This is a genomic window from Saccharopolyspora sp. NPDC003752, from assembly GCF_053605825.1.
Genome location: NZ_JBSGJZ010000023.1, coordinates 68008 through 90650 on the forward strand (window position 1 = coordinate 68008; position 22643 = coordinate 90650).

Genomic DNA, 22643 nt, shown 5'->3' on the forward strand with positions numbered 1-22643 from the left:
CGCGCGCCGGTCGTGAAGATCGGCGCGCGGCGCGGTCCGGCTATCCGTCAGACGATCTGGCGGGTGCCACCCGGGCCGGGTTCGCATCCTCGCTGAGCTGGTTGAACGCCACGGGACGCGGCCCGGCCGATGTCTGCAAGACCTTCGAAGCTGCGTACTAAGAGGGACGGATAACGCACGATGGCGAACTTCAGTGCGGCCGACGTCAAGCGTCTTCGCGAGCTGACCGGCGCCGGCATGATGGACTGCAAGAAGGCTCTTGAGCAGGCCGACGGCGACTTCGACAAGGCCGTCGAGAGCCTGCGCATCAAGGGCGCCAAGGACGTCGGCAAGCGCGCCGAGCGCGCCACCGCCGAGGGCCTGGTCGCCGCCGACGGCGGTGTGCTGATCGAGCTGAACAGCGAGACCGACTTCGTCGCCAAGAACGACGAGTTCATCGAGCTGGCCAACAAGATCGTCGCCGCGGTCAAGGCCGCCGGTGCCGGTGACCTGGAAGCCGCTCTGGCGGCCCCGCTGGACGGCAAGACCGTCTCCGAGGTCATCCAGGAGCTGTCGGCCAAGATCGGCGAGAAGCTCGAGCTGCGCCGCGTCGCCAAGTTCGACGGCGAGGTGGCCACCTACCTGCACCGCCGCTCCGCGGACCTGCCCCCGGCGGTCGGCGTGCTGGTCGAGTTCACCGGTGGCAACGCGGACGCCGCTCGGGGTGCCGCGATGCAGGTCGCCGCGCTCAAGCCGAAGTACCTGAGCCGCGACGACGTCCCGGCGGACATCGTCGCCAACGAGCGGCGCATCGCCGAGGAGACCGCGAAGGCCGAGGGCAAGCCGGAGCAGGCGCTGCCGAAGATCGTCGAGGGTCGCCTGAACGGGTTCTTCAAGGAGAACGCGCTGCTGGACCAGCCGTCCGTGCAGGAGAACAAGAAGACCGTCAAGGCCCTGCTCGACGAGGCCGGCGTCACCGTCACCGGTTTCGTCCGGTTCGAGGTCGGCCAGGCCTGACCGGTCGCTGTTCGGCGGCACGCCGGGCGGCACCCCGATCAGGTGGTGCGCCGCCGGTTCACCGGGTGAGGTGAAACCGGTGGGGACCCGGCGGCCGCGACTCACGGCATCAGCGCCCCGCCTTCGTTCGCAAGGCGGGGCGCTTTCGCAAGATCACGGCGCCGGAACCCGGTGCCGCTGTCGGCGAGCGGAGCGATCCGCGCAAACTTAGAGCGAAACCGAACTTCGCGGGAGGAATCCAGTGACCGACGGCCCAGCGCACCGCGGCTACAGCCGGGTGCTGCTCAAATTGGGCGGCGAGATGTTCGGCGGGGGCAGCGTCGGGATCGACCCGAACGTGGTCGGCGCGGTGGCCCGGCAGATCGCCGAGATCGTCGCCGATGGCGTCGAGGTCGCCATCGTGATCGGCGGCGGCAACTTCTTCCGCGGCGCCGAACTGCAGCAGCGCGGCATGGAACGCGCGCGCGGTGACTACATGGCGATGCTGGGCACCGTGATGAACTGCCTGGCACTGCAGGACTTCCTGGAGCGCGAGCACGGCATCGACACCCGGGTGATGACCGCGATCACCATGGGGCAGGTCGCCGAGCCCTACATCCCGCGGCGCGCGATGCGGCACATGGAGAAGGGCCGCGTGGTCATCTTCGGCGCCGGCACCGGCATGCCGTACTTCTCCACCGACACCACCGCGGCGCAGCGGGCGCTGGAGATCGGCTGCGAGGTGGTGCTGATGGCCAAGGCGGTCGACGGCGTCTACACCGCCGACCCGAAGACCACCCCGGACGCGCAGCTGTTCGACAGGATCACGCACCGCGAGGTGCTGGAGCGCGGGCTGAAGGTCGCCGACGCGACCGCCTTCAGCCTGTGCATGGACAACCACATGCCGATCCTGGTGTTCAACCTGCTGGAAGAAGGCAACATCGCCCGCGCCGTCGGCGGTGAGAAGATCGGCACGCTGGTCAGCACCCCGGCCGAGCAGCAGGCCTGAGCGACGCGCATTCGAGGTCGTGCCGGGTGACCACCTGAGCGACCCGGCACGTCGCCCCACCAGGGGTGCTGGAATCCTGATCTGGGGTGGCCCGCCCTGGGGCGGCGCTGCGCAGCAGGCGACACTACGAATGTCCACCGGTCGGCAGACTTAAGGAGCAGCCGTGATCGACGAAGCTCTTCTCGAAGGCGAGGAGAAGATGCAAAAGGCGGTGGAGGTGGCCAAGGACGACCTGGCCACCGTCCGCACCGGCCGTGCGAACCCCGCGATGTTCTCCAGCATCGTCGTCGACTACTACGGTTCGCCGACGCCGTTGAACCAGCTCGCCAGCGTCTCCGTGCCGGAGGCGCGGCTGGTGGTCATCAAGCCGTACGACGCCAGCCAGCTGGCGGCGATGGAGAAGGCCATCCGCGACTCCGACCTCGGCGTGAACCCGTCCAACGACGGCCAGCTCATCCGGGTCGCGATTCCGCAGATGACGGAGGAGCGCCGCAAGGAGATGGTCAAGCTCGCCAAGCACAAGGGCGAGGAAGGCAAGATCACCATCCGGGGCATCCGCCGCAAGGTCAAGGAAGAGATCGACCGGATCGTCAAGGACGGCGAGGCCGGCGAGGACGAGGGCACCCGCGCCGAGAAGGAGCTGGAGAACCTCACGCACCGCTTCACCGGCCAGGTCGACGAGCTGGTCAAGCACAAGGAAGCAGAACTTCTCGAGGTCTGAGTGGTGACGGCCGGCCAATGCGAAGGTGAGTCCGGAATGTCCGCAGACAGCCCGGACCCGCCTTCGCGTCCTTCCCGGGCCGGACGCGATCTCCGTGCCGCCATCGGCGTCGGGGTAGTGCTCGGTGCCGCGATCATCCTTTCGCTGCTGATGGTGCGGTTCGTATTCATCGGCATCGTCGCCGCCGCGGTGGCGGTGTCCACCGTCGAGCTGGCGAACGCGCTCAAGCGCGGTGCCGACATCCGCATCTCGCTGTTCCCCGTGCTGGTGGGCGGGCAGGCGATGTTGTGGCTGTCCTGGCCGTTCGGCCTGCGCGGAACGCTGGTGGCGTTCGTCATCACCGTGCTGGCGTGCCTGGCGTGGCGGTTCCGGCACGGCGTCGACGGCTACGTGCGGGACGTGACCGCATCGGTGTTCACCGCGGCCTACGTGCCGCTGTTCGCCGCGTTCGCGGCGATGCTGGTGCGGCCGGAGGACGGTGCCTTCCGGGCGCTGTGCTTCATGATCGGCGTCGTCGCCTCGGACACCGGTGGCTACGCATTCGGCGTGCTGTTCGGCAAGCATCCGATGGCGCCGAAGATCAGCCCGAAGAAGTCCTGGGAGGGCTTCGGCGGGTCGATGCTGGTCGGCGTGGTGGCCGGGGTCCTCTCGGTGACCCTGATGCTCGACGGCCAGTGGTGGCAGGGCGCGCTGTTCGGGGCTGCGCTGGTGTGCACCTCGACGCTGGGCGACCTGATGGAGTCGCTGATCAAGCGCGACCTCGGCATCAAGGACATGGGCAACCTGCTGCCCGGGCACGGCGGCCTGATGGACCGGATGGATTCCCTGCTGCCGTCGGCCGCGGCCGCCTGGATGATGCTCTTCTGGCTCGTCCCGGGCTGAGGGAACCCCGGCTCGGGGTGCGCAATTTCAATGAGGTTGTTCCAACCTCGTTTTGCGTGGCGGTGCGGGTAGCGGCCCCCTGCGGGAGTTACAGAGGCTCCCTGGACTGTGGGTGCCCCTCCTGATGTATGTCCAAATACACGGCGGAGGGGCCGTCCTCGCCGAGGGAACCCCGGAGGGGTGGGCACCGTGAACCCGCGGCGATGCCAGCGTCGTAGGCGGGTTTATGCGCCTGCGGCGCATGCGACACCCATCGACGTGTGGCTTTGCGACCCGCGGCTGCGGGCCGACCAGCGGATGGCCTGTGTCCTGGGTCGTGAGTGGTCATGGCTGCTGTGGCGACCATGGGCACTCACGACCGCGGGACGTCGGGTCGTGAGTGGCTATGGCTGCTATGGCGACCATGGGCACTCACGACCCCTGCACACTCGGGACCTGGCCTGACGCCGCGGACCAGGTTGAGAAAACCTCATTGAAATCGCGTCGGAGAGAGGACTGTGAATGCGTACCTGGCGGAAGCAGGCGCGGCCGCAGGTGACGCCGAGCCCGAACATCTGGCACTGGCCCGAGCTCTTCGAACTGGAGAACCGCGCGCAGGATTCCACCGGCGCGTTGTGGCAGGCGCTGCGGGAGCGCTGTGACTGGGCCGGGCTGGACGTCGTCGACATCGGCTGCGGCGACGGCTTCCACCTGCCGCTGTTCGCCGCCGCGGCCAGGACGGTCATCGGCATCGAGCCGCATCCGCCGCTGGCCGAGCGGGCCCGTGCCCGGATGGCGGGCACGCCGGGCGTGGACGTCCGCATCGCGCCCGCCCAGCAGCTGCCGGTCGCCGACGGCAGCGTCGACCTGGTGCACGCCCGCACGGCGTACTTCTTCGGTCCCGGCTGCGAACCGGGCCTGGCCGAGGCGGAGCGGGTGCTCCGTCCGGGCGGGGTGATCGCGATCGTCGATCTGGACGCGTCGAGCTCGCCGTACGGGGACTGGATGCGGGCGGACGCGCCGCAGGTCGATCCGCATGCGATCGAGTCGTTCTTCCAGCGCCACGGCTTCGACAGCGCCTCCGTGGACACGCTGTGGCGCTTCGACGACCGGGAGACCCTCGAAAAGGTGCTGGGCATCGAGTTCTCCGCGAAGGTCGCCGCCCGCGCGGTTCGCGAGGTGCCCGACCGCACCGTTCCGGTCGGCTACCGCGTCCGGACCCGCCGCAAGCCGACCGGCCTGCTGCGCGCCTGAGCGATGTAATGGTTGAAGTGGACTAGTCCCTGACACCAGGGTGAGACCCATGCCTGCTACCAGCACGAACGGGGTCTGTCCCGGGGACCGCGCGCGGTGGGTGGTGCTGTCCCGGCACCGGACGTCGCAGGGCGAGGTCACCTATCGGATGTGCATCTGCGGCCGGATCGGCGTTTTCCTCGACGACCGCGAGGTGCGCTCGCCGACGAGATCTCCGGCGAGGTGATCGATGCGGTTCAACGACTACGGCGGCGAGGCGGCCTGCCTGGCGGCCGATCTCGTCAACGCGGTCGGCCCGCTGACCGCCGAAGCGCTGGAGCCGATCCTGTCCGCGCGCGGCGTCGCGGGAGGCGCGCTGGACGCCGAGCAGGTCCGCGACTTGGCGCTCTGGTGCGATCGGCTCGGCCGTTGCTTCGATCCGCAGGACCTGGAGCAGCGGTGCTACGAGATCAACCAGTTGCTCGCCGAGACCGCGAGCCAGCCGTACATCTCGCTGCACGACGGGCACCCGCACCTGCACTACAGCGCGCCGGGTGCGGACCGGGTGGCCCACATCCGTGCGGTCACGGCTGCCGGGCTCGCCTACGTGGTCTGCTTCGCAGGGGCGGATCGCCTCGGCCGGTGTGCGCGCGAAGTCTGCGACCAGGCCTTCGTGGACACTTCCCGGAACGGTCGGCGGGCCTACTGCTCCCTGCGCTGCGCGAACAACGATGCGGTGGCCCGCCACCGGGCAAGAGTCGCGGGCCGGCACGGCATCTGAGCCGGAGTAGCCAACCGCGCACCCAGTCCTGAACGCACTGCTCAAGCCCGTGCTTCGATCTCGCGCCGCCGATCGTGCCAGCGCGGGCGGACATTTCCGGTGGCTCAGGACGCGGTGATGCGCAGGTACAGCGCCGCGACGGCGGCGACCGCGGCCGCTGCGGTGAAGATCGGGGCCGGGCCGAGAGCCAGCAGCGCGCCGCCGAGGAGGGTGCCCGCTCCGATGCCGAGGTAGATCGCCGACGCGTTCAGCGACACCACGATCGCCGCCTCCTGCGGCGCCGCGTCGATGAGGCGGGTTTGCTGCGGCGGCGTTTGGGTCCAGGTGCTCCCGCCCCACGCGAACACCAGGATGGCGACCGCGACCTGCGGCGTGGTGCCGGTCCAGGCGAACCACGCCAGCAGCGCCAGCGCGAGCGTCATGCTCAGGTAACCGCAGGTCAAGACCCTGGTCGGGCCCCAGCGGTCGGTCGCGTAGCCGGACAGGAGGTTGCCCAGCACCGCCCCGAGCCCGTACATGAACAGCATCAGCATGGTCGAGTTCACCGGGACGCCGACGGCGTTCAGAGCGGGAACGCTGTAGGCGTAGACGGTGTAGCTGGCTCCCATGCCGAGCACCGTCAGCGGCAGAACCGCCATGACGCTGCGGCGGCGCAGCAGCGCGAGCCGGTCGCGCAGCGGGACGCGGGCGCCGCCCGGCAGCGCGGGCATGATCAGGTAGACGCCGACGCCGACGAGCACGCACAGCGCGGCGACCAGTCCCAGAGCGGCGCGCCAGCCGAACCATTCGCCGGCCAGATCGCCGAGCGGAACGCCCAACGCCGTGGCCACGGTGAGGCCGCCGACGACCACGGCCAGCGCCCGGCCGCGGAACTCCGCAGGCACCAGCGCCGCGCTGACCGCACCCGCGCCGGGCGTGTACGCGGCGGCACCGGCCGCCGCGATGACCCGGCTGACGATCAGCACCGCCAGGTTCGGGGCCAGCGCGGAGCCGATGTTGGCGATCCCGAGCAGGACGAGGGCGGCCACCAGCAGGGCGCGGCGCGGGATCCGGGCGGTCGCGGTCGCCAGGACCGGGGCGAGGACCGCGTAGGCCACCGCGAACGTGGTCACCGACTGTCCTGCCGCGGCCGTGGTCACCTCCAGCGAGTCCGCCATGACCGGGAGGAATCCGGCGACGATGAAGGCGTCGGTGCCGACCGCGAAGGTCCCCAGCGCCAGCACCAGGGTGGCCGTCAGGCCTCGGCTCCGCGTCGGATTCGGGACATTTGACATCCAGGTTCTCCAGCTGAAGAGGCCCTGCTGAGCAGGTGATCCGGAAAAGTCAGTCGGCGGCGTGCCAGCGCCGTACTCGCCCGGCGGCGCGAGGCGGGGCGGTGGCCATCAGGTCGGCGATGGTCTGCGAGGCCAGTTCGCGGCGCCAGGCCAGCTCGGCCCGGCGCATGGCGACGTCGATGCCGCAGCGCTTGCGGAACTCGCCTGCCGGGGTGCCGGTCCCGGCTCCGCGCTGCCGGATCTCGGCGCAGCGGAACGCGTCCTCGGGGCCTTCGATGGCGGCGACGACGTCCATCAGCGTGATCTTCGCCGGCGGCCTGGCCAGCCGGAAGCCGCCGCGCGCCCCCGGTGTGGAGGTGAGGATCTCGGCCCGGACCAGCGCTTGCAGGCGCTTGTTCAGGTATGCCGGGGGCAGGTCGAACTGAGCGGCGAGCCGGGCGGTCGGCACGGGTTCGTCGTCCAGCCACGCCAGCGTGAGGCAGCAGTGCAGGCCCCACTCGACCCCTTCGCCCATTCGCATACCTGGATGTTAGACGTCCAGGTTCGCCGGGGCGCGTCGGGGCTCCGCCGGCCGGATGGGCTGCTCCTGCCAGGGCGTTCAGGCGTCGCCGATCATTCCCCGGTGCGCTGGGCGGTGTCGATGATGAAGAACGTGGCACCGACGACGTCCTGGATCAGGGAGAGCCGGCCGTACGGGGAATCCGACGGTTCGCGCAGCACCTTGCCGCCCAGCTGGACCGCCTTCGCCGCCGCGTCGTCGGCGTTGCTGTCCGGGTTGACCTGGAAGTACAGCTGCCAGTGCGCGGGCACGTCCTCGGGCAGCGCCGAACTGGTCTCGAACCGGCCCACCGTGGGCAGGTCGTCGACGTACCAGACGGTGTAGTCGAAGCCGTCCCCCGGCTCGCCGATCTGCTCCTGCCGGTAGCCCAGCAGTTCGGCGTAGAACGGATCGGCGGACGAGCCGTCGCGGGTGTGCAGTTCCGCCCAGCAGAGCATGCCCGCGTGGTCGCGGCCGAAGGTGCCGTTGGGCGGCGCCTCCCACAGGCCGATCGCCGCGCCGGAGGGATCTTCGGCGACCAGGAACGTCTCGTCGGCAGGCGTTTCCGTCGGTGGGACCAGCACTTTGCCGCCGAGCGCCCGGATCCGCTCCACCGCGCGGCGGGCCGAGCCGCACTCCAGGTACAGCGTCCAGGCCGTCGGCGCGTCCGTCTCCGGAAGCAGCAGCCCGGCGACCGGCTTGTGCTCCTTCATCGCGATGTTGTAGTCCGGGCGCTGGATCCAGTGCCAGCCGAACAGGCCGGCGTAGAAGTCCCGGGCTTCGGTGACGTCGTGGGTGGCCAGGTCCACCCAGGCTGGGGCGCCTACTGCGATGGCCATCGCTCCTCCTCCGAAATGCACTTCGACACGAGGTGAATTCAGGGGGTATCCCCAGGGTGACCGAGGTTTCGGTTCGGAAAACACGCGTGGCGGATCAAGGATGTTCGGCCGCACGATGGCGTTACTGTTCGGTGCCTTTTCCGCAATGGGAACGCCCCCGAATGACGCCTTGATACTGAACGTCTCGCGTGATCGACTAGTAGCGGTCACTCAGTGTGCGTATTTGCATGCCGAGCAACCCGATCGAAGCACGCACCAGGGTTACAGGAGCAGCCATGGCCAACCGCGCGGCGAAGCCGGTGACCGCGGGCTTGAGCCGGCTTGCTCAGCTGGACCGCCGCGAGCGGGCCCGCATCATCCAGCAGCTGTGCCACCAGTACCCGGCGTTCCGGTCGATGCTGAGGCAGGTCACGATCGCCCGCGGGATCGCCTTCGCCTCCGGGCTGCTGCTCGCCCTCGCGGTGATGTTCCTGGTCCAGGGCGCATCGGTGTGGTGGGTGTCCGGTCTCGTGTTCACCGGCCTCGCCGGGTTCTGCTACGTCGCCGTGGCGCTCACCGACAGCCGGTTCGACCTGTTGCTCGCGGTGCTGGGCGCGCACCGCACCGACGAGTTGCACGGGCGGCTGGTGACCGAGCAGGTCTACGGCGACGACCCGCCGTCGGATCCGCTGGAGTGGCCGGTGTCGCGCGTCGTCGCGTCCCGCACGGTCGCCTCCCGGCTCACCGACGGGGCGGGTTCACCGGTGCACGCTGATCGATAGCGCGGCCGCGATCTCGTCGCCCACGAAGTGGGTTTCGTCGTCCGGCGGTTCGCCGACGCGCACCACCAGCGGCCCGCCGAAGGGCTTGCGCTCCACGACCTCGATCCGCGAGCCCAGCGTCATGCCGTGATCGGTCAGGTAGCGCAACAGCTCCGAATCCGTGTCCCAGACCCGCGCGATGGTGCCGATCGTGCCCGGCTCGACCTGGTCCAGCAGCAGCGTCGCGGGCTTCTCGACGGTGCCCTCCGCGGTAGGGATCGGGTCGCCGTGCGGGTCGTGGGTGGGGTTGCCGAGCTTGGCGGCGATGTGCGCGACCAGCTCGTCGGACACCGCGTGCTCCAGCGCGTCGGCCTCCCGGTGCACCTCGTCCCAGCTGTAGTCGAGCTCCTCGACCAGGAACAGCTCGATCAGCCGGTGCCTGCGCAGCACGTCGAAGGCCAGCCGGCGGCCCTCCGGGGTCAGCTCGACGCTGCGGTACCGGACGTGCGTGACCAGGCCGAGCTGCGCCAGCTTGTTGATCATCCCGGAGACCGATGACGGGCTCAGGCCGAGCCGCTGGGTCAGGGTCGCGTTCGTGACGGGCACACCCCGTTCGCAAAGCCCGTAGATCGCCCGGAGGTAGTCCTCGACGGACGACGAGGGGCGCTCGGCCATACTCGTCATACTTGCACGATACGGGCGCTACTCGGCCGGTGGACGCACCCACCACCCGCGTGGACGCCGCGTGGCGGCCGGACTCGCGCCTCGTCCGGTGGTCGCCGCCAAGGTCGTTCCGGGGCATGGGACACTGGTGGGCGCTATGTCTGCGACTTCCCTTCCGCTCGTCTTCGACGCCCCGCGCCGTGGCATGCCGCCGCGGCACCTCGCCGACCTCTCCGCCGACGAACGGCGTGCCGCGGTGACCGAGCTGGGGGAGAAGCCGTTCCGCGCCAAGCAGCTCGCGCACCACTACTTCGGCCGGCTCAACGCCGACGTGGAGTCGATGACCGACATCCCAGCGGCCAGCCGCGCGAAGCTCGGCGAACACCTGCTGCCGACGCTGCTCAGCCCGGTCCGCCACCTGAACACCGACGACGGCACCACCCGCAAGACGCTCTGGCGCGCGCACGACGGCACGCTGCTGGAAAGCGTGCTGATGCGGTACCCGGACCGCGCCACGGTGTGCATTTCCAGCCAGGCGGGCTGCGGGATGGCCTGCCCGTTCTGCGCCACCGGCCAGGGCGGGCTGCAGCGCAACCTGTCGACCGCGGAGATCGTCGACCAGGTGCGCTCGGCCGCGGCGGCGATGCGCGACGGCGACGTCCAGGGTGGGCCCGGCCGGCTGTCGAACGTCGTGTTCATGGGCATGGGCGAGCCGCTGGCCAACTACCGGCGGGTGATCAACGCGGTGCACCGGATCTGCGACCCGGCCCCGGACGGGCTGGGCCTCTCGCAGCGGTCGGTCACCGTGTCGACGGTCGGCCTGGTGCCCGCGATCAAGAAGATGACCGCGGAGGACCTGCACGTCACGCTGGCGGTGTCGCTGCACACCCCGGACGACGAGCTGCGCGACACGCTGGTGCCGGTGAACAACCGCTGGAAGGTCGCCGAGGTGCTGGAGGCGGCGCGCGGCTACGCCGACCACACCGGGCGCCGGGTGTCGATCGAGTACGCGCTGATCCGCGACATCAACGACCAGCCGTGGCGCGCGGACCTGCTCGGCAAGCTGCTGCACCGGCACCTCGGGCAGTTCGCGCACGTCAACCTGATCCCGCTGAACCCGACGCCAGGCAGCAAGTGGGACGCCAGCCCGAAGCCCGTGGAACGGGAGTTCGTCCGCCGGGTCCGCGAAGCGGGCGTCTCGTGCACGGTCCGGGACACCCGGGGCCAGGAGATCGCGGCGGCTTGCGGCCAGCTCGCGGCCGAGGAATGAGCGTTCGGCGGATCGCCTCGGGTCGCGAATTCCGCGCCTGATCTCCGGTATCTTGCCGGGGATCCGCGCGATCGGGGCGGTCCGGTCCCCGCGCCGGCGGACCGGGGGGAGCGCGATGTCAGGCGAGATCGAGTACGGGCCGCGGCTTCCGGCTACTACTTCGCGGATCATTCGTGGCTGGCCCCGGTCGACACCGTTTCCCTCCGGAACCGGCGGCTGAAGCTCCAGCGGATCCTGGCGGCGTTCGTGCCCTGACCGATGGCGCGCTGGTTTCCGTGAACGCAATGAACAGAATGGTGACGGCCGGCCCTGGGCGGTCCCATGATCCTCGCACCCGAACTCGATCGAGGTGGGAGGCAATGGTGCCTGGCCGTGCGAAACGAGGTCTCGTCCGCCGATCTGCCCGATCAGTCCGAAGTGGACGGATTCTGGCGCTGCTCGCCGCGGTGGGTCTGGTCGCGGTGCTCGGCGGGGCGCCGGCGCAGGCCGAATCCCGGATCGATCGCTCGCCGTCCGCCGGCTGCGGCGAGGCCGCGGTGCCCGGGGCGTCGGAGACCCGCACGATCGTTTCGGGTGGGATCACCCGCAGCTACCTGCTGCACGTGCCGGCGGACTACCGGCCGCACGAGCCGACCCCGGTGGTGCTGTCCTTCCACGGCCACTCGCGGACCTCGGAGTACCAGGAAGAGCTGTCCGGCTTCTCGGCCACCGACGCCATCTCGGTGTACCCGCAGGGCCTCGTCGGCACGGACGGCGAAACCGCCTGGCAGGGCGCGCCGTACTCCGCCGCGGCCGACGACGTGCTGTTCACCGGCGACCTGCTCGACCAGCTGGAGCGGGATTTCTGCGTCGATCGCACGCGGATCTACGCCGCGGGCAAGTCCAACGGCGGCGGCTTCACGGGCGTGCTGGCCTGCCGGATGAGCGACCGCATCGCCGCCTTCGCGCCGGTGTCCGGCGCGTTCTACCCGCAGGGCGGCGAGTGCGAGCCGGAGCGCGCGGCGCCGATCCTGGACTTCCACGGCACCGACGACCAGACGATCCCGTATCCGGGGAACCCGGAGAAGGGCCTGCCGCCGATCCCGGAATGGCTCGCGGGCTGGGCCGATCGCAACGACTGCGGTGACACCCCGATCGTCCGCGACGAGGGCAACGGGGTGCGGGTCAGCAAGTGGATCGGCTGCGACCGGGGCGGCAACGTCGTGCACTACCGGATCGAGGGCCTGGGGCACGACTGGCCGAGCACGCGGCCGAACCCGGACTCCGACCAGCCGTCGGTCATCGACGCGACGCCGATCATCATGCGGTTCTTCGCCGAGCACCGGCTCCGCTGAGAAGACCCGGGCCGGAGCGGGAGCTCCGACCCGTGCCCGGCCGGTGCGCGCCGCCCAGCCCCCCGAACGGCGCGCACCGGTCCGGTCCAAGATCCGGTGGCGTCAGCGCAGAAGCCGGATCGGAACGCGAACATCGATGTCCCGCCAAGCCTTGTCCGCTGTCATGACGGGCGCGTCCAAGCGGAGCGCCACCGCAAGGCAGGCCCGATCTCCCAGCGACAACCCGGAGGACCGGGTGTGCGCCCACAACTCGCCCGCGCACAGGGCGTCGTCGGCGGTGAAGGGCTCCACCAGCACCCCGAGCGTCCGGAGGCGATCACAGGTGCGCCGGGCGTCCGCGCCGTGCTGGGTGAGCTGCGGCCCGCGGTGTCAGCGGGTGTGTTCGCGGATGGCGCCTTCCAGGACCGTCAGGCCTTCTTCGAGGAGGGCCTCGTCGATGACCAGCGGCGGGAGGAGGCGGATCACGTTGCCGTAGGTGCCGCAGGTGAGGATCACCACGCCTTGGGCGTGGCAGGCCTTGGCGATCCGCGAGGTCACCTCGGGGTCCGGTTCCGCAGTGCCCGGCTTGACGAACTCGATGCCGATCATGGCGCCCCGGCCCCGCACGTCGAGGATCGCGTCGGTGGTCTCGGCGATCGCGCGCAGGCGGGGGAACACCAGGTCGCCGATCTCGCGCGCCGCGGTGGCCAGGTCGCGTTCGCGCATCGCGCGGATCGCGCCGAGCGCTGCCGCGCACGCCACCGGGTTGCCGCCGTAGGTGCCGCCCAGGCTGCTCGGCGGCATCGCGTCCATCAGCTCCGCGCGACCCGTGACCGCGGCCAGCGGCAGCCCGCCTGCCATGCCCTTCGCCGTGGTGATCAGGTCGGGCACCACGTTCTCGTGGTCGCAGGCGAACCAGGCACCGGTCCGGCAGAAGCCGGTCTGGATCTCGTCGGCGATGAACAGCACGCCGTTGTCGGTGCACCACCGCGAGATCGCGGGCAGGAATCCCGCCGCGGGCTCGATGAATCCGCCCTCGCCCTGGATCGGCTCGATCAGCACCGCCGCCACCGAATCGGCGCCGAGCTGCTTCTCGATGCGGTCGATCGCCTCCCGCGCCACCTGCTCGCCGGTGCGCGGATCGCGCGCCGGGTAGGACATCGGCACCCGGTAGATCTCCGGCGCGAACGGGCCGAACCCGTGCTTGTACGGCACCGACTTCGCGGTCAGCGCCATGGTCAGGTTGGTGCGGCCGTGGTAGGCGTGGTCGAACACCACGATCGCCTGCCGCCCGGTGGCCCGGCGCGCGATCTTGACGGCGTTCTCCACCGCTTCCGCGCCCGAGTTGAACAGGGCGCTGCGCTTGTCGTGGTCGCCGGGGGTGAGCGCGGCGAGTTCCTCGCAGACCTGCAGGTAATTCTCGTACGGCGTGACCATGAAGCAGGTGTGCGTGAACTCGCCGACCTGGCGGCGCACGGGCTCGACGACCTCCGGCGCCGCGTTGCCGACGTTCGTGACCGCGATGCCCGAGCCCAGGTCGATCAGCGAGTTGCCGTCGACGTCGTGCAGCACGCCGCCGGCCGCCTCGGCGATGAAGACCGGCAGCACGCTGGACACGCCGGTCGACACCGCCGCCGCGCGCCGCCGCTGGAGTTCGCGGGAGTTCGGGCCGGGGATCTCGGTGCGCAGCACGCGCGCCTGGGGCAGTGCCGCCTGGGCCGGGGAAACCGTCACGGTGGTGACCTCCTAGAACAGTCTTGAAAGTGGCCTGCGCAGCGGTGCGGATGGCGGTGCAAGCCGCGTCCCGCACCGCAAGCGCCCGTCGCCGCTTGGGAGGGGCTCTGGTCGTGTTGTCCTGCGAACAGGTTCGCCCCGCCACCCGCAACCGAACAGTGGACGATCTGTTTAACTCGGGTTTCGGGATTCGACACACTGTCAGGAGGTTTTAGGTGCCGTTGACGGTGCGCGACCTGGTCGCCGACGCCGCGCTGGGGCTCGTCGCGCGCGCCGGTCAAAGCTCCCTCGACCGCCCGATCGCGTGGGTGCACACCAGCGAACTGACCGATCCGGCGCCGTTCCTGGAGGGCGGCGAGCTGCTGCTGACCACCGGCCTCGCGCTGCGCGCCGAGGACTGCGCGGGGCTGGTCGAGCGGCTCACCGCCGTCGGCGTCGCGGGCCTGGGGTTCGGCGTCAGGCTGAGCCACCGGCAGATCCCGGCCGAGCTCGTGACCGCGGCGGAACGAGCCGGGCTGCCGCTGCTCGAAGTGCCCCGGCCGACGCCGTTCATCGCGATCAGCAAGGCGGTTTCACGGGCCGTCGCGGCGGACGAGTACGCGAGCCTGCGGCGCACCAGCCGCGCCCAGCACGAACTCGCGCAGGCGGCCGGCACCACCAACGGCGTGGCCGCGCTGGTCCGGAAGCTCGCGCTGCTGCTGGATTCGTGGGTGCTGCTGCTCGACGCGGGCGGCCGGCTCCTGCACAGCGCACCGGCGACGGCCGGTTCGCGGCTGCCGGACCTGGAGCCGGAGGTGGCGAAGGTGCGGGCGAAGCGGGGCCTGGCCGCGGCCGGGTTCTCGCTCGGCGACCAGGAGGTGAGCATGCAGGCGCTCGGCGGCCGGGCGCGCGGGTTCCTGGTGGTGGGGCGCGGCGAACCGTTCGCCACCACCGACCACCACGTGATCAACTCGGCCGCCTCGCTGCTGACCCTGGCGCTGGAGCAGGTGGAGGCGCTCGCTTCCGCCCGGCGCCGGCTGCGCGCGGACTTCCTGGCGTTGATGCTGCGCGGCGAACAGGTGCAGGACGTGCTCGCCGACCTGCACGCCGAGTTGCCGCCCGAGCCGTTCCGGGTGGTGGTGCTGGCCGGTGCCCGCGATCGCGACGAGCTGCTGTCCCGGCTCGCGGCGGATCAGCCGAGCGCCCCGGCCTACCTGGCCGAGCACGGCGACGTGGTGGTCGGGCTCGTCGGCGACGGCGCGCTCGACTGGCTCACCGGGCAGGCCGGCGTCGCCATCGGGGTGTCCGAGCCGTGCGGGCTGGCCGGGCTCGCCGAAGGGCTGCGGCAGGCGCAGCAGGCGGCGCGGGCGGCGAAGCGCAGCGACACCGTGGTGCACTTCGCCGACCTCGCCGGATACGGCCTGCTGAACCTGGTTCCCGGCGCCGACGCGCAGGCGTTCGCCGAGGCCGTTCTCGCACCGCTGCGCGGGCAGGGCGTGCTCTTGGAGTCGCTGCAGACGTGGTTGGCGCACCATGGGCAGTGGGATCCGGCGGCGAACCGGCTGGGCGTGCACCGGCACACCCTGCGCAACCGGGTGCGGAAGGTGGAGGAGTTGCTCGGGCGCAGCCTCGACCAGCCCGGCGTGCGCGCGGAGCTGTGGCTGGCGCTGCAGGTCCTGGACCGGCCCGGCGAGTGACGGAGGTGGCGCGGTGCTCGTCGAAGATCTGCTGAACCGGCCGGAACTGGCCCTGCAGGTGCGGGTGCGCGGCCGGGTGGACCGGCCGATCCGCTGGGTGCACACCATCGAGATCAAGGCCCCCGGCCGGTTCCTGCGCGGCGGCGAGGTCGTGCTCACCGCCGGGGTGTGGCGCACCGCCGGGACCACGCCGGAGGCCTTCATCGCCGACCTGGTCGCCGCCGACGTCGCGGCGGTCGGATACGGCCTGGTGCCACCGGAAACCCAGGTCCCCGAGGCGTTCGTCGACGCGGCGCGCGAGCACGGCCTGACCTGCTTCGTGGTGCCCGTGGAGGTCGCGTTCCTGCAGATCGTCGAGGCCTTCGTGAACACCAAGCGCGCCGAGTGGGAGCGCCCGCTGCGCCGCCACCTGGCGCAGCACGACGCGATCGTCGCGGCGCTGCGGCTGCGGCGCGGCGTCGAGACGGTGCTGGACACGCTGGCCAAGCAGCTGGGCGAAGCCGTGGCGGTGCGGGTCGCCGGAGGCGTGGTCGCGGGTACCGCGCCGCAGCCGAACCACCCGTTGCCGCTGGTGGGCGAGGGCCTGGCCGAGGCCGAGCTGCTGCTGCCGCGGCCGCTGGCGGATCTCGACGTGGAGCAGCACGCGGCGGTGGTGCAGGCGATGCCGTTCATCGCGCTGGAGATCGAACGCACTCGCGCGGTGCGGGCGACGGAACTGCGCTACGCGTGGGAACTCTTCGAATGGGTCCACAGTGGAACGGTCGGGATCGACACCGTGCGCACCCGGCTGCACGCGCTCGGCCTGCAGCCGGACGGGCCGCTCGCCGCCGTCGTGGTGCGCACGTCGAGCCCCGGTGCGGATTCCGCGCGGCTGGGCGATCTGCTGGGCACGGACGGGGTCGCGGCGCAGCGCGGCGGCGACGTCGTCGCGTTCGCCCAGGTCCGTGACACCGTGGCGGAGCTCGCGCGCCGCATCACCGATGCGGTGGCCAGCGGTGTCGTCCACGTCGGCGTCGGCAAGCCGGGCACCGCGTCCGAGCTGCGCGTGAGCCTGCTGCAGGCGGCGCACGCCGCCGAGGCGGTGTCGTCGCGGGCGGAGCGCGGCTGGATGACGCACGAGCAGCTGAGCAGCCCGGCGCTGCTGCTCTCCGCGCAGGATCCGGAGCTGCTGGCGGCCACTTCGCGGGCGCTGCTCGGGTCGGTGCTCGACCACGACGAGCGGCGGGGCAGCGACCTGATCCCGTCGCTGGCGGTGTTCCTCGACGCGGGCGGCCGCTGGCAGGAGGCGGCCCAGCGCCTCCACGTGCACATCAACACCCTGCGGCACCGGATGAACCGGGTCGAAGAGCTCACCGGCCGAAGCCTTTCCAACACGGCGGACCGCGTCGACCTCTTCCTCGCGCTCCGCGCCCTCCAGGCCTGAATCCCTTTCAGCGCGGTGCGCCGCCGTGTGGGCGTGGCCGTTCGGGGCGCCGGTTTCGCGCGAAACCGGCGCCCCGCGTGAGGGCGGGATGACGGTTTCGCGCGAAAACGCCGCGCATGTCGCCGGGAAGCCGCGGCCTCGATCCCGGCGCCGGACGATCTTCGGCGCGGCGTTGTGCGAACGTCCAACGGTGGTTGTGGACTTCGGACGATCGGTGACTACCTCCGATCGGTGACCCGGCCCACTCTTGGTCGGTGCCGCGCGGCTCAACGCTCCCGCCATCCGCCAAGGAGGTCAACGGATGACCCCAGATCCGCCACCGGCCGCGCGCGTCGGCATTGAGACGCACGGCGTCGACACCATCCCCGACACCGATCGCACCGGCCGTCCCCGCGATGTCGCCGGCATCCTGCTCGGCTCCAACATGTGCCTCGGCGTGGTCATCTTCGGCTGGTTGCCCGCCTCGTTCGGGCTGTCGTTCTGGGCGGCCGTCACCTCGATGATCGCCGGGACGCTGCTCGGCACGCTGCTGGTCGCACCGCTGGCCCTGGTGTCGCTGAAGACCGGCACGAACCTGTCCACCAGCAGCGGCGGCACCTTCGGCGTGCGCGGCCGGCTGATCGGCTCGGTGATCGGCCTGCTGCTCTCGCTCGGCTACGCCGCGCTGACGGTGTGGACCGGCGGGGCCGCGGTGGTGGGCCCGCTGCACCGGCTGTTCGGGCTGCCCGACGACGGGGTCAGCCACAGCGTCACGTACGCGGCGCTGGCGGTGCTCTCGGTGCTCGTGGCGATCTTCGGCTACCAGCTGATGACCCGGATGAGCAAGTGGGTCGCGGTAGGCACCGTGGTGCTGATGGCGGCCGGCCTGTTCGCCTACGGCGACCAGTTCCGGACCGGGCCGGTCACCGACGCCGGCTACCTGCTCGGGGACTTCTGGACGACGTGGGCACTGTCCACAGTGGCCGCCGGACTGAGCGGGCCGATGGCGTTCATCACGCTGCTCGGCGACTACAGCCGCTACGTCTCGCCGAAGCGCTACTCATCCCGGAAGGTGTTCGCCGCGACCTGCGCCGGCATGCTCCTCGGGCTGCTGATCCCGCAGCTGTTCGGCACCTTCACCGCGTTCGCGGCCCGCGCCGCGGACGACTACGTCGGGCCGCTGGTGGCCGCCGCGCCGCTGTGGTTCCTGCTGCCGCTGCTGCTCAACGGCGTGTTCGGCACGATCGGCAACGCCGGGGTGCTGATCTACAGCATGGGGCTCGACCTGGACGCGATCGTGCCGCCGCTGTCGCGCGTCAAGGCCACCATCCTCACCTCGGTGCTGTCGACGGTGCTGGTGTTCCTCGGCTACTTCGTCTGGGACGCCCAGGACGCGGTCACCGCGTTCGTGCTGCTGCTGACCGCGATCGGCACGCCGTGGGCCGTGATCACGCTGATCGGCTTCGCGCGCTGCCGCGGCCGCTACGACCCGGATGCGCTGCAGGTCTACAACCGCCGGGCGCGGGGCGGCATCTACTGGTACACCGGCGGCTGGAACCTCCGGGCGGCGGCCGCCTGGCTGACCGGTTCGTCGGTCGGCCTGCTGTCCGTGGACACCGCCCTGTACAAGGGGCCGCTGCTGGAGCTCACCGGCGGCATCGACCTGAGCTTCCTGCTGGCCGCCGCGGCCACGGCCGCCGCCTACCTGCTGCTGTGCATCGGCAGTCCGCAGCCGATGCCGCGGCAATCCGACGTTCGAGTCGCAGCGAGCGTCTGAATCCCGTTACGAATCAAGGAAGTGCGAGCATGGATCGTTACGACGTCGTCGTCATCGGCGCGGGTTTCGCCGGCCTGACCGCGGCCCGCGAGCTGCGGGAAGCGGGCAAGGACGTGCTGGTCCTGGAGGCCCGCGACCGCATCGGCGGCTCCACCTGGTACCAGCCGGAGGGCTTCGACGGCTTCGGGCTGGAGATGGGCGGCACCTGGATCGTCCCGCAGCAGACGCACGTGTGGGGCGAGGTGCAGCGCTACGACGTCCCGATCAAGGACAGCGAGCTGCCCGGCCGGATGACCTGGTCCGACCACGGCAAGGTGCTGGACACGCTGCTGCCCGTGCCGCCGCAGGAGTACGAGCAGCTGGAACACGCGGTGCGGGCGCTGATCGAGGCCGCCTCCCGGTTCGACCCGCTGCGTCCGCTGTCCGAACAGGACGTCGCCGACCTCGACGTGCCGATCCGCGAGTGGGCCGAGAACGTCGGGCTGACCGGCAACGCCAAGGAACTGATGATGTCCTGGTTCTGCGGCTGCGCGAACGCCAGCGAGGACACCGGTTCGGCGCTGGACATCCTCCGCTGGTGCTCCTCGATGGACAACTCGCTGTGGGGCATGGTGCAGGCCAGCGTGCTGGGCTTCACCTTCGTCAACGGCACCGCCTCGCTGGCGCGGGCGATCCAGGCCGACGGCGGCGCCGAGCTTCGGCTGTCCAGCCCGGTGCGCGAGGTCGAGGCCGACGACGACGGCGTGACGGTCACCTACGACGGCGGCGCGGCGCGCGCCGACCGGGTGCTGATGACCACGCCGGTCGGGATCTGGCAGGACGTCGAGTTCAGCCCGGAGCTGCCCGCCGACAAGCTCGCCATCTCGCGGGAGAACCACGCCGGGCAGGGCCAGAAGGTCTGGGCGCTGGCCCGCAACGTCCCCGAGGACATCAGCGGTTTCGGCTGGGGCACCAGCTTCGACTACGTCGGCGCGATGGAGACCACCGAGCGCGGCGTGGTGCTCGTGTGCTTCGCCCCGGAGCACGACCGCGTCGACGCCGGCGACCTCGCCGACGTGCAGCGCGCGGTCCGCGAGTTCGCGCCGGACGCCGAGGTCGTCGACGCCCGCTCGCACGACTGGGTGCACGACGAGTTCTCCAAGGGCACCTGGGCGACGTTCGCCGCCGGGCAGTTCGCGAAGTACGAGCTGTGCGTGGGGCGTCCGGAGGGCCGGGTGCACTTCGGCGGCTCGCACACGGCCCGCCGCTGGCGCGCGTTCATCGACGGCGCGATCGAATCCGGCAAGCGCTCCGCGGCGGAGATCCTGGCGGCCGAGAAGTGACGTCGTGAGTGCGAGAACGGGCTCCAGCCCGCTTGCGCGCTCACGAAAAAGTGGAGGAATGCATGAACAACCCGATCGGTCCGGTGGACGCCACCAAGGTGCCGCGCTACGGCGGCGACACCACCTTCGCCCGGCTGCCCCGGCTGACCGACGTGCCCGACGCCGACGTGCTGATCTGGGGCGTGCCGTTCGACACCGGCGTCAGCTACCGGCCCGGCGCGCGCTTCGGCCCCAACCACGTCCGGCAGAGTTCGCGGCTGCTGCGGCCGTACAACCCGGCCAACGGCGTCGAACCGTTCGCGGCGCGGCAGGTGGCTGACGCGGGGGACATCGGCGTGAACCCGTTCGATCTCGGGGAGGCCATCGACACCATCGAGGCCGGTGCGCGGGAGCTGTCCGGAACCCGGCGCACCCTGCTCACCATCGGCGGCGACCACACCATCGCGCTGCCGCTGCTGCGCGTGCAGCACGAGCGGCACGGACCGATCGCGGTGCTGCACTTCGACGCGCACCTCGACACCTGGGACACCTACTTCGGCGCGCCCTACACGCACGGCACCCCGTTCCGGCGCGCCGCCGAGGAGGGCCTGATCGACTTCGAGCACTCGATGCACGTGGGCCTGCGCGGCCCGCTGTACTCGAAGCTCGACCTCGACGAGAGCGAGCGGATGGGCTTCGCGGCGGTGCACAGCCGCGAGTTCGCCCGGACGCCGCTGGACACCATCATCGACCGGATCCGCGCCCGGCTCGGCTCGCGCCCGGTGTACCTGTCCATCGACATCGACGTGCTGGACCCGGCCTTCGCGCCGGGCACCGGAACCCCCGAAGCCGGCGGGCTGTCCAGCCGCGAGCTGCTCGAAGTGGTGCGCGGCCTGGCCGACCTGAACGTCGTCGGCGCGGACGTGGTCGAGGTCGCCCCGGCCTACGACCACGCCGAGATCACCGGCATCGCCGCCGCTCACGTGCTGTACGACCTGCTGTGCATCCTGCCGGGAGGACGCTGATGCGCCAGATCCGCAACATCATCGACGGCCGGCCGGTCGACGCGGCCGACCGCCGGACCACCGACCTGGTCGATCCCTGCAGCGGCAAGGTGTTCGGCACCGCGCCGCTCTCGTCCGCCGCGGACGTCGAATCTGCGTACGCCGCAGCGCAGCGGGCCTTCGAGCACTGGCGGACCACCACACCCGCCGACCGGCAGCGGCTGCTCCTGCGGCTGGCCGACGAAATGGAGCGCCGGACCGAGGATTTCGTCGCGGCGGAAGTGGAGAACACCGGCAAGCCGGTCGCCGCCACGCGCACCGAAGAGGTGGGCGCCGCCATCGACCAGATCCGGTTCTTCGCCGGGGCGGCCCGCGTCCTGGAGGGCACCGCGGCGGCGGAGTACACCCCGGGCCACACCTCCTACGTGCGGCGCGAACCGGTCGGCGTGATCGGCCAGGTCGCGCCCTGGAACTACCCGCTGCTGATGGCGGTGTGGAAGATCGCCCCGGCGATCGCCGCGGGCAACACCGTCGTCCTCAAGCCCTCCGACACGACGCCGGCGACCGCCGCGCTGCTCGGCGAGGTGGCCGCCGGGATCCTGCCGCCGGGCGTGCTCAACGTCGTGTGCGGTGACCGGGAAACCGGCCGCGCCGTGGTGGCGAACCCGGCGTCGGCGATGGTGTCGATCACCGGGTCCACCCGGGCGGGCCGGGAGGTGGCGGCAGCGGCGGCCGAGGACGTCAAGCGCGTGCACCTGGAGCTGGGCGGCAAGGCCCCGGCCCTGGTGTTCGCCGACGCCGACCTCGCCGCGGCCGCCGTGGGCATCGCCGCCGCAGGCACGTTCAACGCCGGGCAGGACTGCACCGCGGCGACCCGGGTCCTGGTGGCCGAGCCGGTCGCCGAGGAGTTCACCCGGCTGCTGGTCGAGGAGGTCGCGGCGCTGCGCTGCGGCCCACCGTCCGATGTGGACGCTGTCGTCGGCCCGCTGAACAACGCCGCGCAGCTGGCGCGGGTGCAGGACATCATCGGCCGGCTGCCCGCGCACGCGCAGGTGCTCACCGGCGGGCAGCGCATCGGCGACGAGGGGTGCTTCTTCGCGCCGACCGTGCTCGGCGGCGTCCGGCAGGACGACGAGGTAGTGCAGGAGGAGATCTTCGGGCCGGTGCTCACGGTGCAGACCTTCCGCGACGAGCCAGAGGCGTTGAGCATGGCCAACGGCGTGAACTACGCGCTCGCGTCGAGCGTGTGGACGCGCGACCACGGGCGAGCGCAGCGGCTCGTGGCGAGGCTGGACTTCGGGTGCGTGTGGGTGAACACCCACATGGTGCTGGTCGCGGAGATGCCGCACGGCGGCTTCAAGCACTCGGGCTACGGCAAGGACCTCTCCCGCTACGGCTTCGAGGACTACACCCGCATCAAGCACGTCATGCACAACCACGCCTGACCGGCGACGCGGGACCGGCGCCGCCCCGAGGTGCCGGTTCGGCCAGGTCGGTGGCCGGGGGTGGCCAGATTGGCACTCCCGGCCCCC

21 protein-coding genes and 1 pseudogene are annotated in these 22643 nt (G+C 71.3%); 16 read left to right on the top strand and 6 right to left on the bottom strand.

All coding sequences use genetic code 11. The features are described 5' to 3' along the window. Positions 1–180: 180 nt before the first annotated feature. From tsf to ACWEV3_RS26980, 7 genes are all read left to right on the top strand, one after another. Complete coding sequence (gene tsf, locus ACWEV3_RS26950; RefSeq protein WP_132484900.1) at positions 181–996, top strand: translation elongation factor Ts; 816 nt, start codon at positions 181–183, stop codon at positions 994–996. Positions 997–1237: 241 nt separating this feature from the next. Further along, positions 1238–1984, top strand: coding sequence for a UMP kinase (pyrH, locus tag ACWEV3_RS26955; RefSeq protein WP_093262788.1), 747 nt, complete (start codon positions 1238–1240; stop codon positions 1982–1984). 163 nt (positions 1985–2147) lie between these two features. Then, on the top strand, positions 2148–2705 hold the full coding sequence (gene frr / locus ACWEV3_RS26960; protein ID WP_452616563.1) for a ribosome recycling factor: 558 nt from the start codon (positions 2148–2150) through the stop codon (positions 2703–2705). Positions 2706–2741: 36 nt separating this feature from the next. Beyond that, positions 2742–3587, top strand: coding sequence for a phosphatidate cytidylyltransferase (locus ACWEV3_RS26965; protein WP_452616564.1), 846 nt, complete (start codon positions 2742–2744; stop codon positions 3585–3587). A 501-nt stretch (positions 3588–4088) separates the two neighbouring features. Next, entirely contained in the window at positions 4089–4820 is a 732-nt protein-coding gene (locus ACWEV3_RS26970; protein ID WP_452616565.1) for a class I SAM-dependent methyltransferase, read from the top strand. Between the two features lie 49 nt (positions 4821–4869). Continuing rightward, complete coding sequence (locus ACWEV3_RS26975; RefSeq protein WP_452616566.1) at positions 4870–5046, top strand: hypothetical protein; 177 nt, start codon at positions 4870–4872, stop codon at positions 5044–5046. A gap of 3 nt (positions 5047–5049) precedes the next feature. Next, positions 5050–5580, top strand: coding sequence for a CGNR zinc finger domain-containing protein (locus tag ACWEV3_RS26980; protein ID WP_452616567.1), 531 nt, complete (start codon positions 5050–5052; stop codon positions 5578–5580). A gap of 104 nt (positions 5581–5684) precedes the next feature. On the opposite strand, the gene ACWEV3_RS26985 is transcribed toward ACWEV3_RS26980, so the two are convergent. The 3 genes from ACWEV3_RS26985 to ACWEV3_RS26995 form a co-directional block, all read right to left on the bottom strand. After that, positions 5685–6854: an MFS transporter gene (locus ACWEV3_RS26985; protein WP_452616568.1), complete on the bottom strand. Its 1170-nt coding sequence runs from the start codon at positions 6852–6854 to the stop codon at positions 5685–5687. 49 nt (positions 6855–6903) lie between these two features. Continuing rightward, the gene (locus ACWEV3_RS26990; protein WP_358575426.1) at positions 6904–7374 is read right to left on the bottom strand and encodes an RrF2 family transcriptional regulator; all 471 of its coding nucleotides are present in this window, start codon (positions 7372–7374) and stop codon (positions 6904–6906) included. Between the two features lie 92 nt (positions 7375–7466). Further along, complete coding sequence (locus tag ACWEV3_RS26995) at positions 7467–8231, bottom strand: VOC family protein (RefSeq protein WP_358575424.1); 765 nt, start codon at positions 8229–8231, stop codon at positions 7467–7469. Between the two features lie 275 nt (positions 8232–8506). On the opposite strand from ACWEV3_RS26995, the gene ACWEV3_RS27000 reads away from it, so the two are divergent. Then, positions 8507–8992: a hypothetical protein gene (locus ACWEV3_RS27000; protein ID WP_358575423.1), complete on the top strand. Its 486-nt coding sequence runs from the start codon at positions 8507–8509 to the stop codon at positions 8990–8992. On the opposite strand, the gene ACWEV3_RS27005 is transcribed toward ACWEV3_RS27000, so the two are convergent. After that, positions 8969–9646, bottom strand: a complete 678-nt coding sequence (locus tag ACWEV3_RS27005) for a metal-dependent transcriptional regulator (protein ID WP_452616622.1) — start codon at positions 9644–9646, stop codon at positions 8969–8971. The two genes, ACWEV3_RS27000 and ACWEV3_RS27005, sit on opposite strands and share 24 nt — an antisense overlap. Before the next feature lie 145 nt (positions 9647–9791). On the opposite strand from ACWEV3_RS27005, the gene rlmN reads away from it, so the two are divergent. Further along, the gene (rlmN, locus tag ACWEV3_RS27010; protein WP_452616569.1) at positions 9792–10904 is read left to right on the top strand and encodes a 23S rRNA (adenine(2503)-C(2))-methyltransferase RlmN; all 1113 of its coding nucleotides are present in this window, start codon (positions 9792–9794) and stop codon (positions 10902–10904) included. A 362-nt stretch (positions 10905–11266) separates the two neighbouring features. Next, positions 11267–12238, top strand: a complete 972-nt coding sequence (locus ACWEV3_RS27015) for an alpha/beta hydrolase family esterase (protein WP_452616623.1) — start codon at positions 11267–11269, stop codon at positions 12236–12238. A gap of 102 nt (positions 12239–12340) precedes the next feature. Here ACWEV3_RS27015 and ACWEV3_RS27020 read toward each other — a convergent pair. Both ACWEV3_RS27020 and gabT read right to left on the bottom strand, forming a co-directional pair. Then, positions 12341–12571, bottom strand: a pseudogene (locus ACWEV3_RS27020) (PIN domain-containing protein); the annotation flags it as partial. A 36-nt stretch (positions 12572–12607) separates the two neighbouring features. Then, positions 12608–13951, bottom strand: coding sequence for a 4-aminobutyrate--2-oxoglutarate transaminase (gene gabT / locus ACWEV3_RS27025; protein WP_452616570.1), 1344 nt, complete (start codon positions 13949–13951; stop codon positions 12608–12610). 215 nt (positions 13952–14166) lie between these two features. On the opposite strand from gabT, the gene ACWEV3_RS27030 reads away from it, so the two are divergent. The 6 genes from ACWEV3_RS27030 (at position 14167) to ACWEV3_RS27055 (ending at position 22556) form a co-directional block, all read left to right on the top strand. Then, the gene (locus ACWEV3_RS27030; protein WP_452616571.1) at positions 14167–15627 is read left to right on the top strand and encodes a PucR family transcriptional regulator; all 1461 of its coding nucleotides are present in this window, start codon (positions 14167–14169) and stop codon (positions 15625–15627) included. Between the two features lie 13 nt (positions 15628–15640). Further along, on the top strand, positions 15641–17050 hold the full coding sequence (locus ACWEV3_RS27035; RefSeq protein ID WP_452616572.1) for a helix-turn-helix domain-containing protein: 1410 nt from the start codon (positions 15641–15643) through the stop codon (positions 17048–17050). A gap of 301 nt (positions 17051–17351) precedes the next feature. Continuing rightward, positions 17352–18806, top strand: a complete 1455-nt coding sequence (locus ACWEV3_RS27040; RefSeq protein ID WP_452616573.1) for a purine-cytosine permease family protein — start codon at positions 17352–17354, stop codon at positions 18804–18806. A 29-nt stretch (positions 18807–18835) separates the two neighbouring features. Further along, positions 18836–20128 carry a flavin monoamine oxidase family protein gene (locus tag ACWEV3_RS27045; RefSeq protein WP_452616574.1) on the top strand — a complete coding sequence of 431 codons (1293 nt, stop codon included), beginning with the start codon at positions 18836–18838 and terminating at the stop codon, positions 20126–20128. 62 nt (positions 20129–20190) lie between these two features. Continuing rightward, the gene (speB, locus tag ACWEV3_RS27050; protein WP_452616575.1) at positions 20191–21132 is read left to right on the top strand and encodes an agmatinase; all 942 of its coding nucleotides are present in this window, start codon (positions 20191–20193) and stop codon (positions 21130–21132) included. Beyond that, positions 21132–22556 (top strand): aminobutyraldehyde dehydrogenase, encoded by a 1425-nt coding sequence (locus ACWEV3_RS27055; RefSeq protein WP_452616576.1) that lies wholly within the window; start codon positions 21132–21134, stop codon positions 22554–22556. The genes speB and ACWEV3_RS27055 overlap by 1 nt, the downstream gene beginning before the upstream one ends. The last annotated feature ends 87 nt before the right edge of the window (positions 22557–22643 follow it).